Source organism: Thioalkalivibrio sp. ALE14, from assembly GCF_000376845.1.
GTDB lineage: Bacteria > Pseudomonadota > Gammaproteobacteria > Ectothiorhodospirales > Ectothiorhodospiraceae > Thioalkalivibrio.
Window position 1 is genome coordinate 85,106 of record NZ_AQXY01000023.1, and the last position, 13,816, is coordinate 98,921.

The 13,816-nt window shown below is 68.3% G+C and carries 11 protein-coding genes; 6 read left to right on the forward strand and 5 right to left on the reverse strand.

The genetic code is table 11. The features are described 5' to 3' along the window. Positions 1–43: 43 nt before the first annotated feature. The 3 genes from F572_RS0104205 to F572_RS0104215 are packed head-to-tail and all read right to left on the reverse strand — an operon-like array spanning position 44 to position 4,245. Entirely contained in the window at positions 44–1,147 is a 1,104-nt protein-coding gene (locus F572_RS0104205; RefSeq protein WP_017941870.1) for an RNA ligase, read from the reverse strand. Next, complete coding sequence (locus F572_RS0104210) at positions 1,144–2,823, reverse strand: Na/Pi cotransporter family protein (RefSeq protein WP_017941869.1); 1,680 nt, start codon at positions 2,821–2,823, stop codon at positions 1,144–1,146. Before F572_RS0104210 ends, F572_RS0104205 begins: the two co-directional genes overlap by 4 nt. Positions 2,824–2,844: 21 nt before the next feature. Continuing rightward, entirely contained in the window at positions 2,845–4,245 is a 1,401-nt protein-coding gene (locus tag F572_RS0104215) for an MBL fold metallo-hydrolase RNA specificity domain-containing protein (RefSeq protein WP_017941868.1), read from the reverse strand. Between the two features lie 193 nt (positions 4,246–4,438). Here F572_RS0104215 and F572_RS0104220 point away from each other — a divergent pair, with 193 nt between their 5' ends. From F572_RS0104220 to F572_RS0104230, 3 genes are read left to right on the forward strand one after another with little or no spacing between them, the layout of a single operon-like run. After that, positions 4,439–4,870, forward strand: a complete 432-nt coding sequence (locus F572_RS0104220; RefSeq protein ID WP_017941867.1) for a YbhB/YbcL family Raf kinase inhibitor-like protein — start codon at positions 4,439–4,441, stop codon at positions 4,868–4,870. A gap of 24 nt (positions 4,871–4,894) precedes the next feature. Continuing rightward, positions 4,895–6,439, forward strand: a complete 1,545-nt coding sequence (locus F572_RS0104225) for a BCCT family transporter (RefSeq protein ID WP_017941866.1) — start codon at positions 4,895–4,897, stop codon at positions 6,437–6,439. A 52-nt stretch (positions 6,440–6,491) separates the two neighbouring features. Then, entirely contained in the window at positions 6,492–8,288 is a 1,797-nt protein-coding gene (locus F572_RS0104230) for a potassium/proton antiporter (RefSeq protein WP_017941865.1), read from the forward strand. Here F572_RS0104230 and F572_RS0104235 read toward each other — a convergent pair. Further along, complete coding sequence (locus F572_RS0104235; protein ID WP_017941864.1) at positions 8,285–8,647, reverse strand: hypothetical protein; 363 nt, start codon at positions 8,645–8,647, stop codon at positions 8,285–8,287. The two genes, F572_RS0104230 and F572_RS0104235, sit on opposite strands and share 4 nt — an antisense overlap. A 14-nt stretch (positions 8,648–8,661) precedes the next feature. Further along, a complete protein-coding gene (locus tag F572_RS0104240) occupies positions 8,662–8,988 on the reverse strand; it encodes a hypothetical protein (RefSeq protein ID WP_017941863.1) in 327 nt (108 codons plus the stop codon). Positions 8,989–9,175: 187 nt separating this feature from the next. Here F572_RS0104240 and F572_RS0104245 point away from each other — a divergent pair, with 187 nt between their 5' ends. The 3 genes from F572_RS0104245 (at position 9,176) to lolA (ending at position 13,787) form a co-directional block, all read left to right on the forward strand. Further along, positions 9,176–10,423, forward strand: coding sequence for a methyltransferase domain-containing protein (locus tag F572_RS0104245; protein WP_017941862.1), 1,248 nt, complete (start codon positions 9,176–9,178; stop codon positions 10,421–10,423). Between the two features lie 216 nt (positions 10,424–10,639). Then, positions 10,640–12,982, forward strand: coding sequence for a DNA translocase FtsK (locus F572_RS0104250; protein ID WP_017941861.1), 2,343 nt, complete (start codon positions 10,640–10,642; stop codon positions 12,980–12,982). Positions 12,983–13,133: 151 nt separating this feature from the next. Next, positions 13,134–13,787 carry an outer membrane lipoprotein chaperone LolA gene (gene lolA, locus F572_RS0104255; protein WP_017941860.1) on the forward strand — a complete coding sequence of 218 codons (654 nt, stop codon included), beginning with the start codon at positions 13,134–13,136 and terminating at the stop codon, positions 13,785–13,787. Positions 13,788–13,816 lie beyond the last annotated feature (29 nt).

Sequence of the window (13,816 nt, forward strand, 5' to 3'; positions counted from 1 at the left end):
TGTCGGGGTCTTTCCCGTGTTCGCCTGCAAGCAGGCGAAGGGCTCAGTCGTATTGCCGGTCACCCGCCAGGGCCGAGGCCAGGGTGCCGGTGATGCGATCGAACAGGCGTTCGAACTTCAGCAGCCAGTAGCCGCTTTCTTCCTGGCGCGGTGTATCCGGCAGGAAGCGCACGTGGCGCCCGCCGGTGGCCTGCATGTGGTCGATGAAGCGCTGGGCCCCGGCCCGTTCGCGGAAGCGACAGCGGTAGGTGTGGCTGACGCGGCCCTCGCGCCGGTTCTTGTCCACGGCGGTGGCCAGCCCGGAGAGCAGGGCGTGGCCCAGTTCGTGCTCCACGCCGGCGCGGTCCTCGGGGGGGTGTTCGGCCAGGAAAACCGCTAGGCGCGTCAGGCGGTTGGTGAAGTACTCCGGCGGCAGGTCCAGAAGCTGCTCGGAACACACACGGATGTCGTTGATGCAGGAACCGCCGGTGACGTACTTGGCGCGGTGCTCCCCGTCCGCGGTCTTCAGCACCAGCCCTTCGGCGCCCTCGTGATCGAGCTGCCGGATCAGCTGGCCCAGGGCTTCGGTGTCTTCGGGGGTGAACTGCCCGTGCAGCGGCGCCGGCGGCAACGCGTGGCGTTCCATCAGGGTGAACTTCTCGTCCTGCGGCATGAAGCCGGGCTGGCCCAGCCGCATCAGGTCGAACACGAACAGGCCGACATCCCGTGCAACGCGCGGCGTAGAGCCCTCCAGGTAGGGGGTGTCGGGACCGGCGATCTCGGCGCACAGCACCAAGTCGGGCTCGGCGTCGAAAACCCCGAGGTCCACAAAATCGGGCACACGGTCGGTGCTGAAGGCGCAGACAAAGCCACCCCGACTAAAGGCGTAGACCCGGCCGTCCCGGCGCAGGATGCGCACGTTGAAGCCGTCGATCTTCTCCTCCGCCCAGAACGGCTGCTCGAACTGGCGCGGCAATCCGGCCTCCAGTGACTGGATCCGCCCAATGGCCGGGTAGCCGGGCACCACCGAGCCGTCCGGCAGCACCACGGAGCCGCGCGGGTAGTGGTTCACCGGTTCCAGCAGCCGGGCGTATTCCAGCCCGTCAAAGGTCAGGGCCTCAGCCCGGTGGCTCGCGATCGCGTCCTGCAGCGTGTCCCGGTCGATCATGCGTTCTCCCTTGCCAGGGTCTTCCGCAGCCCCCGGATCTGGTCCTTCAGCGCCTCGGTGTGGTGACGCGCCTTGGCCGCCTGGGTGACCAGGCGCCGCGCCATGCTGATGATCCGCAGCTGGCGTTCCATCTCGGCCATGCTCAGCGAGCCGAAGGTGCCCTCGCGCAGCAGGGCGGCCTTCAGTTCGGCGTAGGCGGTTTCCACCGTGTCCACGGCCTCGGCGGCGGCCAGATCATGGCCATTCTCGCCATCGTCCGCCTCCAGATTGCACAGGTCCAGGGCGCGTATCGCCTGTTCCTGCCAGGCGCGGCGTTGTTCGGTCACGATCGGGCGCTCCTCGCCGCTGGACTGGCGGCGCAGGTCGGCGATCTCGTCGGCCAGTATGGCGACCTCGCGGTGGTAGCGGGCGATGCGCACGGCCTCGGCGATGCCATGGCCGACCTGTTCCGGCATCGGGTGGTTGGCCGTGTGCGCCGCGAACTCCGCGATGGACTGGGTCAGCTGCTCCGCGGCCAGGCGCCGGCGGTCGAGGATGCCGGCTGCCGGCGGCGTAGTCTGCAGGGCCTCGCGCGCCATCGAGTGGCCGATGTCGGCCAGGCGTTCGGTCTCCTGGATCAGCGACTGCAGGGCGAGATCCGGGACCCCGGAGCTGCTGCGGTCCAGATACCGGGGCCGCGCGATGTCTTCCTCGATGGTGCGGAAGCGGCCCTGCAGCCAGCGGATCATCGGCGGGGCGACGGGGACCATCAGGGCCACGCCCAGCAGGTTGAATGCGGTATGGAACAGGGCCAACAGCACCGCCGGGGCCGGGGCCTCCCCGGTGCTGCCCCAGATCCAGGCGATCGCCGCCAGGAACCAGGGCAGGATCAGCAGCGCGACGATCGCGGTCAGGCCGTTGAAGATCACATGGGCCGCGGCGACGCGCTTGGCGTTCGGGGTCGCGCCGATCACGACCAGCAGCGCCTTGACCGTGGTGCCGAGGTTGGCACCAATCACGGCCGCGGCGGCCGCCTCCAGCGGGACCGCGCCGCTCATCGCGGCGGTCAGGGCCATGGCCATGGAGGCCGAGGAGCTCTGCATCAGCACGGTCAGCAGCGCACCGATCCCGACCATGATGACCAGCCCGAGGAAGCCGGGGCGCGCCAGCGCGCCGAGGTCGAAGGTCGCGCTGAGCCCCTCGAAGGCCTCGCGCAGCACGTCGATCCCGAAGAACAGCAACCCGAAGCCGGCCAGGGCCAGGCCCAGATAGCGCGGTCGCGCGGCCTTCATGAACAGGTAGAGCAGGGCGCCGATCCCGATTGCCGGCAGCGCGAAGGCCTCGATGCGGATATTGAAGCCAATCAGGGCGACCAGCCAGCCGGTCATGGTGGTGCCGACGTTGGAGCCGAAGATCACCCAGACCGACTGGCCGAGTGTCAGGAGGCCGGCATTGGCGAAGCCGATGGTGGCGACCGTGACCGCACTGGAGGACTGCACCAGGGCGGTCACGCCCATGCCCGAGGCGAGGGCGCGCGGCCGGGTGCGGGTCCATTGCCCGAGGATATGCTGCAACGCCTTGCCGCCGGCGGTCTTCAGGCCGTCGGTCAACAGGGTCATCCCGAGCAGGAACAGCCCGAGACCGCCGAGGAAGCCGGCGATCAGGGCGTAGGTGCTGACGGCTTCGGCCTCCGGCATCGCAGCTGTGGGGATGCGGCGTTACAGGGTGATGGTCTCGCCGAAGGCGGGCACATGCGCCTCGGCCCCCAGCTCGTCACGCAGGCCGGCGGCCAGGGCCTCGCGCGCCTCCGGCTCGCCGTGAACCAGATGGAACACCGGCTGGTCCTGAAAGCCGCGTGCCCAGTCGAGCAGCTGGCTGCGCCCGGCGTGAGCGGAAAAGCCGCCCAGGGTATGGATCTTGGCGTTCACCGCGACCTCGTCGCCCAGCAGCTTGACCTTCTCGGCGCCGTCCACCAGACGCCGCCCGAGCGTGCCGGCGGCCTGGAAGCCGACGATCACCAGATGCGCCTCGCGCCGCCACAGGTTGTATTTCATGTGGTGACGAATGCGCCCGCCATTGCACATGCCGGAGCCGGCGATGATGATCGCGCCGCCGGTGATGCGGTTGATCGCCATGGATTCTTCCACCGTGCGACAGACCTGCAGCCCGGGCAGGTAGGCCGCCGGATCCCCATTCGCGGCCTGGTGCAGCCGGTCCATGTCCTCCGGGTCCAGCGTGCGGCGCAGGCGGGCGTACAGCTCGGTGACCTTGATCGCCATCGGGCTGTCGAGGAAGACCTTTTGCTGCGGCAGGCGCCCGGCGTGGTGCAGCATGCTCAGGTGGTATAGGACCTCCTGGGTGCGGCCGACCGCGAAGGCCGGGATCAGCACGTTGCCGCCGCTCTTGTCGGCCTCGGCCAGCACCTGCGCGAACTCCTCGACCGTCTCCTCCATCGGGCGGTGGTCGCGGTCGCCGTAGGTGCTCTCCAGCAGCACGTGGTCGGCGTGTTCCGGGCGTGCGGGCTCGTGCATCAGCACGGCGTCGGCATTACCGAGATCGCCCGAGAACACCAGGTGCCGGTCGCGACCGCCGGACGGCACGATCAGGTCCACGATCGCGGAGCCGAGGATATGCCCGGCATCGCGGAAGGTCAGGCCGATGCCGCCCGCGATCTTGCGTGCCTTCCCGTAGGGCACGGCCTCGCACAGCCCGAGGGTGGTGGCGACATCATCGATGTCGTACACCGGCTCCAGCAGCGGCTTGTCCGCACGCCGGCGCCACTTGTTCTCCCACTCGATGTCCTTGCTCATTACGAACGCGGCATCCTCGAGCATGATCTCGAGCAGCTCCTCGGTGCCCGGCGTGCAGTAGATCGGGCCGCGGTAGCCATCGCGCACCAGCTTGGGCAGGAGCCCCGAGTGGTCGAGGTGCCCGTGCGACAGCACGACCGCATCGAGGCTTTCCGCCAGTTCCACAAGCGGGGCGCGGTTCGCCTCGTCCGCATCGCTGTTGCCCTGATACATGCCGCATTCCAGCAGGATGCGGGCGTCGTCGGTCTCGAGGAGATAACGCGATCCGGTGACCTCGCCGGTCGCCCCCTGAAAGGTCAGTTGTGTCATGGGGAGAAGTGTACGCGGGACGCGGGTGCGATGGGCAGTCAAAGTGTCCGGGCTTGATCCCGATCAATCCGGCCCCGGATTGTCCGACGCACGGCTTGACCCGCCCTCGGCCGCGGGCGAGCCTGTAACCGGGTTATGGAGGAGGATGCGGGCCATGCGATTGAGCAGTCCGGCGTTTGCTGACGGAGAACGGATGCCGGTCGAGGTCTCGGCGCGGGATGCCAACGAGCTGCCGCAACTGGAGATCCGCGAGGTGCCGGCGGGCGCGCGCAGCCTCGCGCTGATCCTGGAGGACCTGGATTCGCCGCTGGGGGAGGTCACTCACTGGCTGGTCTGGAACCTGCCGCCGGATACGCATTGCGTGGATGCCCTGCACCTGCCCCGCGAGGGGCGCGTGGGGATGGATGCCTTCGGCAAGGTCGGCTATCTCGGCCCGGTGCCGCCGGAGGGCTGTCATCACTACCGCTTCCGCCTGCTGGCGCTGGATGCCGAGCTGGAGCTGGAGGCGGGGGCGACCCGCACCCAGTTCGATGCCGTGGCCGAGGGGCATGTGCTGGACGAGGCGGATCTCACCGGGGCGCTGTGCTCCGCGGACGAGGGCGCGGATCCCGATGATCCGGCCTGATTCCGCCCGCAGGGAGGCCGCGGCATGAGTGACTACCGCCCGGAGGCCTTCTTTGCCACGGTGAACCCGACGGTGTTCACCGCCTCCGCGATCATGGTCGTGGTGTTCGTCGCCTTCGGGGTGATCTTCCCCGCAACCGCCAGCGAGGTGTTCGCCAGCATCCACGGCTTCATCACCGAGTATCTCGGCTGGGGCTACCTGCTGGTGGTGACCTTCTTCCTCGGCTTTCTGATCTGGCTGGGCTTCAGCCGCTACGGCGTGATCCGGCTGGGGCAGCCGGATGACCGGCCGGAGTTCGGCTTTGCCGCCTGGTTCGCGATGCTGTTCTCCGCCGGCATGGGGATCGGCCTCGTGTTCTGGAGCGTGGCCGAGCCGATCCTGCACTACCAGCACCCGCCGACCGGCGATGGCGAGACCGACGCGGCCGCGCGCCAGGCGATGGTCTACACCTTCTTCCACTGGGGCCTGCACGCCTGGGCGGTGTACGTGGTGCTGGGGCTGTCGGTCGCCTATTTCAGCTTTCGCCACCGTCTGCCGCTGACCATCCGTTCGATCTTCTATCCGCTGCTGGGGGACCGCATCTACGGCCCGATCGGGCATGTGATCGACATCCTCGCGGTGTTCGGCACCCTGTTCGGGCTGGCGACCTCGCTGGGGTTCGGGGCGATGCAGCTCAATACCGGGCTGAATGTGCTGGTCGACATGCCGGTCTCGCACTGGTGGCAGGTGGGCATTATCACCGCGATCACCGCGGTGGCGGTGCTGTCGGTGATCTCCGGGCTGGACCGCGGGCTGAAGTGGGTCAGCGTGTTCAACCTGGTGCTGGCGATCAGCTTCATGCTGTTCGTGCTGATCGCCGGGCCGACGCTGTTCATCCTGCGCTTCTTCCTCGACTCCACCGGCGGCTATCTGCAGCAGATCATCCAGCTCAGCCTGCACACCGACGCCATCGGCGGTTCGCAGTGGCAGAAGGACTGGACCATGTTCTACTGGGCGTGGTGGATCGCCTGGTCGCCGTTCGTCGGCATCTTCATCGCGCGCATCTCGCGCGGGCGCACCATCCGCGAGTTCATCGTCGGCGTGCTCGCCCTGCCCACGCTGTTCGTGTTCGCCTGGATGGCGATCTTCGGCGGGACCGCGCTGCACATGGAGCTGTTCGATGAAGGCGCGGGCATCGCCGCTGCGGTCGCCGAGGACACCACCGTAGCCCTCTATGCAACCCTGGCGCAGCTGCCGTGGACGACCCTCGCTTCCGGGATCGCCACGCTGCTGATCGCGACCTATTTCATCACCTCCTCGGCTTCGGGCACCTACGTGGTGGATGCGCTGATCTCGCGCGGGTCGAAGCACTCGCCCAAGCGCCAGCGTGTGATCTGGGGCATTACCGAGGGTGCGGTCGCCGCGACCCTGCTGATCGTCGGCGGCGAACGCGCGCTGGACAGCCTGCAGACCGGCTCGCTGACCGCCGGGCTGCCGGTCGCGATCATCCTGGTCTTCTGCTGCTTCAGCCTGCTGCGCGCCCTGCGCCGCGAATACCGCGTCGAGGGCGTGGAGCCGCCCTGGCGCTAGGCGGTCCATGGGTTCGTGACGGCTGCGGTGCAAGCCGCTTGAAAGGGGTTCGATGGACTGGATATTTCCGCTCATCCTGATCGGGGCCGGCCTGATCGTGGTCTCGGTACTCACGTCGGTGCTGTCGTTCCGGCTGGGTGCGCCACTACTGCTCGTGTTTCTGGGGATCGGCCTGCTCGCGGGCGAGGACGGTCTCGGGCTCGAGTTCGACGACCCTAACGTTGCGTTCCTGATCGGCAGCCTGGCGCTGGCCGTGATCCTGTTCGACTCGGGTTTTGGTACCCGGCTGCGCACGTTGCGCCGGGCGGCAGGCCCGGCCATCGTGCTGGCGACGGTTGGGGTTGCCCTGACCACATTGCTGCTGGCGGTGGCCGCCCACTGGTTGCTGGACCTGCCCTGGCCCTATGCGCTGCTGCTGGGGGCGCTGATCAGTTCTACCGATGCCGCGGCGGTGTTCTTCCTGCTGCGCGTGGGTGGCGTGAAGATCAACCGACGCGTGCGTTCGATCCTGGAAGTCGAGTCGGGTTCCAACGATCCGATGGCGATCTTCCTCACCGTGGTTTTCATCGAGTGGATCCTGTCCGGCACCACGGTGGGCGGTTTGGCCACGCTGTTCGCGACGGAATTTCTGCTGCAGATGGGATTGGGTCTGCTGATCGGAGTCGTGGGCGGTTATCTGCTGGTGGAACTGGTCAATCGCTTGCCGCTGGACGAAGGGCTCTATCCGATCGCCGTCGTGGCCGGGGCCGTCACCCTGTTCGCGGCTACTGGCTGGCTCGGGGGCAGTGGCTTTCTGGCGGCCTACGTGGCAGGGATCGTGGCGGGCAACCGGACGCTTCGCGGGGCCGCCAGGCTGCACCGGCAGCAGGAGGGACTGACCTGGCTGGCGCAGATCAGCATGTTCCTGATCCTGGGCCTGCTGGCCACGCCCTCGGAGTTTCCGTCGCTGGCACTCCCGGCACTGGGGCTGGGGCTGGTGCTGATTCTGGTCGCGCGCCCCGTGGCGGTCTGGCTGTGTCTGCTCCCGTTTCGCCAGGACTGGCGCAGCACGGCATTTGTGTCCTGGGTGGGGTTGCGTGGGGCGGTGTCGATCCTCCTGGCGATCCTGCCGATGGTGGCCGGTGTCGAGGGCGGCGAGATGTTCTTCAATATCGTCTTCATGATGGTGCTGGTGTCGCTGCTGGTGCAGGGCTGGACCATTCGCCCGGTAGCCGAGCGGCTCGGGCTGGTGGTGCCACCGGAGGTGGGTCCGGTGGAGCGGGTGCAGCTGGAGTTGCCCGGCAGTCCACGGCACGAGTTGGCGGTATACCGCGTGATCGAGGGTAGTCCGGTGCTGCGCGGGGCGCGCCTGCCACGCTGGGCTCGCCCGTCGCTGGTCGTGCGTGAGGGCCGTTCGGTCCGTTATCAGCAGGCGGGCCATCTGACGCCGGGAGACTATGTCTACATCTTTGTGGTGCCCGAGTACGTGCCCTTGCTGGACCGATTGTTTGCCAGCCCGCGCATCCCGGGCCACGACGACTCGGAGTTCTTTGGCGAGCTTCCGTTACACCCAGAAAAGCGCCTGGCGGATCTGTGCGAGATGTATGGAGTGTCATGCGAGGTGGCGGATGCGCAGCTAACGATTGGCGAATATCTGGCGCGGGAGATGCCGGGTGAGCCGATTGTGGGTGACCGGGTGAGCTTCGGCACCGCGGACCTGATCGTGCGCGAGGTGGATGACGTCGGGCGGGTGACGCAGGCCGGTCTGGCGTTCATGCGTCACGGGGCTGGAGGCGATGGGCTGACCCTGCCTTGGTACGGCTGGTGGCGGGCCCTGCGCGGGCGTCGCGCCCAAAAACGAAACCGTTAGCCCGGTTGCTTCGGATCGCCCTGGTCCAGGGTCTTGCGCAGGTGTTCGATCTGCTCGGGTTTGATCCCGGCGATGTCCTTGATTGGCAGGGTAAAGGCAAAGCCGTTTCCCACCTCGCCCAACTTGAGTTCTTTGTCCAGCCGTTGCAGCAGCCGCGCGGCCAGGCTGGTTTCCAGGACCATCAGCAGTACGTTGCGCGCCGCGGAGTCCTTCAGGTCCATGATGGGTGATCGGCGCAGCTGGGCAATGCCCTGGCCTTCCAGCAGGGTCAGCCCGGCCGCGCCCTCGCGGCGGGCGGTTTCTATGGCGCGGTCGGCCTGGTTGCGTGGCACCACTGCGGCAAGCAGTACGAATTGCATGGGCTTCCTCGCGTTCAGGGTTGTGCGGCGCGGCCGGCAAACTGCATGCCGGTCAGGGCCTGCGCGTTCAGGGTGAAGGCCAGGCCGTTGTATGGCTGCAGCAGGTCCAGTTCCAGATTCAGGCGGTGGGCGATGCGCTCGGCGCGTTCCTCGTCCAGTTCCCAGATGCAGACGGATTCCCGGCCCTGGTAGGTCACGCCGAGAAAGGTCATGTGATCGGGGAAGCCGAGGCCCGAGCCGTGCATCACCGTCCCGTCCGCGCCACCTTCCTCGGCGGCGATGGCCAGGGCCTGCTCCTCGCGATCCTGGTCGATGATGGCCACCAGAAACGTTTCCGCCATGCCGTTCTCCCGATCGGATGTCTTGCAGCGGGGAATTCCGCGCCCCGCCGGGTTTCGATGCCTGCAGTATGGCAATCTTCCTCGGGAAGCGCACGGGCGGTGCCGGATGCAGAAACTCGAGCCCCGATCCCCGTGTCCGGGGGATTCCGGCGTGCCACGTCGCCTGGATCGCGCGAAAGGAGGCTATGTGTACAACCCGTTTGCCGGACCGGCGTCGATCGATGCGCCCGCCGGGGAATCGTCGGAGGCCCTGGATGTCGGGTTTACGCTCGACTGGGTGAGTGCCGAGGGCCGTCACCGGGAGTGCCTGTTCCTGCCGTGGCTGGAGCCGGAACGGGACCGCTGGCCGGGCGATCTCGGTGCCGCCCTGCGCGGGCTGGGTGTGGGGCAGGGGCATGAGGCCTCCCGCGAGACCGCCGAGGCCCTGGTCCCGCATGAGGAGGCGGCCGGCGTGCTCGAGCTCCCGGCGTCAGCGTTTAATCGCGGCCTGCGCCGGCACCGCCGGGTGGAGCCCCTTGCGGGACGTTTCTACCCACGTGCGTTCATTGCCGGCCAAGCGGGGATCGAGGCCGGGGCTCGCGAACTGTTCCGGGTCGGGTCGCTGGAGGATGACCGCCTGGTGGCCGACCTGAACCATCCACTGGCCGGGCACGAGCTGCGGCTGCAGGCGCGGGTCATGGCGTGCCACGACCACGGGCGGGATGACGACCGCTCGGTGGATGTCGCCCGGCTGCTGACGGCCCGCGGGCCAGGGATGCAGGCGCGCTGGCGCGGCCGGCCGACCGACTTCTGGACCGACGGGGCGCTGGAGCGCGAGGACCCGGAGCGCGATGCGGCGTTCTATGCCGAACCGCGCCGGGTGCACCACCTGGACGCGACCGCGCGCGCCGAGATCGCCGCGCTGTATGCCGCCTGCATCCCGGCGGGCGCACGGGTGCTGGATCTGATGAGTAGCTGGGCGTCGCACCTGGACGGGTTGGAGACGCCGGAAGCGGTGCTCGGGCTGGGCATGAACGCGCAGGAGCTGGCGGACAATCCGCGCCTGGCATCCGCGCTGGTGCAGGACCTGAACGATCGCCCCGGGTTGCCGTATGCGCCCGCAAGCTTCGACGCGGTGGTCTGTACCGCTTCGGTCGAGTATCTGACGCAGCCCGAGGCGGTGTTCCGCGCGGTACGCGAGGTGCTGCGCCCGGGTGGGGTGTTAGTGGTGACGTTCTCCGATCGCTGCTTCCCGACCAAGGCGATTGCGGTCTGGGAGCGCCTGTACGACTTCGAGCGCATGGGGCTGGTGCTCGACCTGTTCCTGCGTGCCGGTTTTGCGGATCTCGCGACCTTTTCCCTGCGCGGTCTGCCGCGGCCGGCGGATGATCCCTATGCCGGGCGGCTGGATCATGCGGACCCGGTGTTCGCCGTATGGGGGTATCGGCGGGACTGAGGGGGCTGTTTCTCTGGCGGCTCGGGCGGGGGCTTCGCGGGCAAGCCCGCTCCCACGATGTCCGGGCTTGCCGGGCGGAAGCAGCCTGGCGGGAGATGGCCGCACCGGACCTGGTTCTCGGGCTGGGCCGGCCTGGCCCCACGAAGAATGCGTTAACCGGTAAACTGCGGCGTGATTCGAGATGCCCGCGCCGCGGGCCGGACCAGTGGGGAGCGCATGGCCGCAAGCAAGGCCAAATCCGGAGGCAAGGGCACCAAGGGCGGCAAGGCCGCCGAGCCGGTGGGTCCGCCGAGCCTGAGTGGGCAGCTACTGCGTGGCCTGCGCGAGGGTGCGCTGCTGATCTTCGGCATGCTGGCGCTTTACTTGCTGGTGGCGCTGGCGAGCTATCACCCGGGGGATGCGGCCTGGTCGACCACCGGGGATGGCGAGAGCCTGCGTAACCTGGGCGGCACCACCGGGGCCTGGTTTGCGGATATCGCCTTCCATCTGCTCGGCTACCTGGCCTACCTGATCCCGCTGGCGGTCGCCGGCATTGGCTGGTGGCTGTTCCGGCATCGCCGCGAGGCGCAGATTGCCAGCCCCATGGAGCTCACCGTGCGCGGTCTGGCGCTGATCGTGGCGCTGATCGCCGGCTCGGCGCTGGCTGCGCTCCACCTGATGCCCGGCGGGATGCCGGTGCATGCCGGCGGCATCCTCGGCGATCTGTTTGGCGGCTGGGCGGTCGCCGGACTCAGCCTGGTGGGCGGTACGCTGGTCCTGCTGGCCCTGTTCCTCGCGGGGGTGACGCTGTTCACCGGGCTGTCCTGGTTCCTGCTGATGGACCGGCTCGGCCAGCTGGCCGTGCGCGCCTGGGAACGCGCCCGTGCGGCGATCGATTCGGCGCGCGACCGGCGCATTGGTGCCCGTGAGCGGGCCGAGCGCGAGACCCGCGTGGAAAAGGAACGCAAGCGCACCGAGAAGCGGCCGCCCTCGCGGGTAGAGCCGCGCATCGAGACGCCGCCGCCCAGCCCGCGCGTGCAGAAGGAGAAGCAGGTCCCGCTGTTCACCGAGGGCAGCGGGGCCGATCCGCACCCGCCGCTGTCGTTGCTCGACGAGCCGCCGCCGCCGCCCGAAGGTTTCTCGGAGGAGTCCCTGCAGGCGCTGTCGCGGCTGGTGGAACTCAAGCTCAAGGATTTCGGCGTGGAGGTCGAAGTGGTCGCGGTGCAGCCGGGCCCGGTGATCACCCGCTTCGAGTTGCAGCCCGCCGCCGGGGTGAAGGCCTCGCGCATCTCCGGGCTCTCCACGGACCTGGCGCGTTCGCTGTCGGTGATGGCGGTGCGCATCGTCGAGGTGATCCCGGGCAAGTCCACGGTGGGCCTGGAGATCCCGAACGAGAATCGCGAGATCGTGGCGCTCTCCGAGATCCTGCGCTCCGACCTGTTCGATTCGAACAAGTCGCCGCTGACCATGGCGCTGGGCAAGGATATCGGCGGTGCCCCGGTGATGGCGGATCTGGCGAAGATGCCGCACCTGCTGGTGGCCGGGACGACTGGTTCCGGCAAATCGGTGGGCGTGAACGCCATGCTGCTGTCGCTGCTGTACAAGGCGACTCCGGACGAGGTACGGCTGATCCTGATCGACCCGAAGATGCTGGAGCTGTCCGTGTACGAGGGCATCCCGCATCTGCTGTGCGAGGTCGTGACCGACATGAAGGACGCCTCCAACGCCCTGCGTTGGGCGGTGGCGGAGATGGAACGCCGCTACAAGCTGATGTCGGCAATGGGCGTGCGCAACATCGGCGGCTACAACAAGAAGGTGCGTGATGCCCAGGCCGCCGGCGAGCCCCTGAAGGATCCGCTGTTCAAGCCCGAGGAAGCGATTACCGAGACCGAGGCGCCGGAGCTGGAGCCGCTGCCGTTTATCGTGATCGTGGTCGACGAGTTTGCCGACATGATCATGGTGGTCGGCAAGAAGGTCGAGGAGCTGATCGCGCGCCTGGCACAGAAGGCCCGTGCCGCCGGCATCCACCTGATCCTGGCCACCCAGCGCCCGTCGGTGGACGTGATCACCGGCCTGATCAAGGCGAACATCCCGACCCGCATCGCCTTCCAGGTTTCCTCGCGCGTGGACTCGCGCACCATCCTCGACCAGATGGGCGCGGAACACCTGCTGGGCCACGGCGACATGCTCTACCTCCCGCCCGGCAAGGCCATGCCCGAGCGCGTGCACGGGGCCTTCGTTGGCGACAACGAGGTGCACCAGGTGGTCGAGTACCTGAAATCCACCGGCGAGCCGGACTACAACGAGGCCATCCTCGACGAGCCGGAGGCGGGTGCGGCCAGCATCCCCGGGCTGGAATCGCCGGACGGGGGCGAGAGCGAGTCGGACCCACTGTACGACCAGGCGGTCCAGGTGGTCATCGAGTCGCGCAAGGCCTCGATCTCGTTCGTCCAGCGGCGGCTGAAGATCGGCTACAACCGCGCCGCGCGCATGGTCGAGGACATGGAAGCCGCCGGTCTGGTCAGCCCGGTGCAGTCGAACGGGAATCGCGAGGTCCTGGTCCCCGGCCCGAACGACTGAGCGCCCCGAACCCGGGCGATCCGAACCCTGGGGCATGGGCGAGGTCCATGTCCCTGATCGCGTGACGCGGTTCGTCCTCCCCGTACACCACATTCACGCCCGGTTAAGCGACCGGGCGCAGGATGATTGCAACAACCCAACTGGAGTTCGCATGAAGCCTCGCTCTCCTTCGCGCCTGTTCCTGGCCCTCGTGGCCGCGGCTTTCCTGGTCGCCGGCCCGCCAACGGCCGCTGAACCCGCCGCGGATGCCCGCGTCGCGCTGGATCGCTTTGTGGACGGCCTGGAGACCTTCTCCGCCGTGTTCACCCAGACCGTGCGCGACGACACCGGCTACGTGTTGCAGGAGTCCGACGGGCGCATGCAACTGGGCATGCCCAACCGCCTGCACTGGGAGGTGACCGAGCCGTTCCCGCAGACCATCGTTTCCGATGGGCAGGACCTCTGGATGTACGACCCGGATCTGTCGCAGGCCACGGTGCGTCCGTTGGGGGACGCCTTCGATGCGACCCCGATCGCCGCGATCACCCAGCCGGAGCGCCTGGACGAGCACTTCCGCATGTCGCTGCGCCCGGTACCGGAGGGCGACGCCCTGCGCCTGGTGCTGGTGCCACGCAACGAGCAGGCCGACTTCACCAGCCTGGACCTCGACCTGACCGCGGACGGCGACCTGACCCGCATGGCCTTCCGCGACATCTTCGGCCAGGAGACCGTGATCCGCTTCCACGAGACCGAGCGCAACGCCGACCTCGACCCGGGCGTGTTCACCTTCGACCCACCGTCCGGCACCGACATCTACCGCCCCTGAACGTGTCCCGGCCGCGCTGCGCTTCTTGC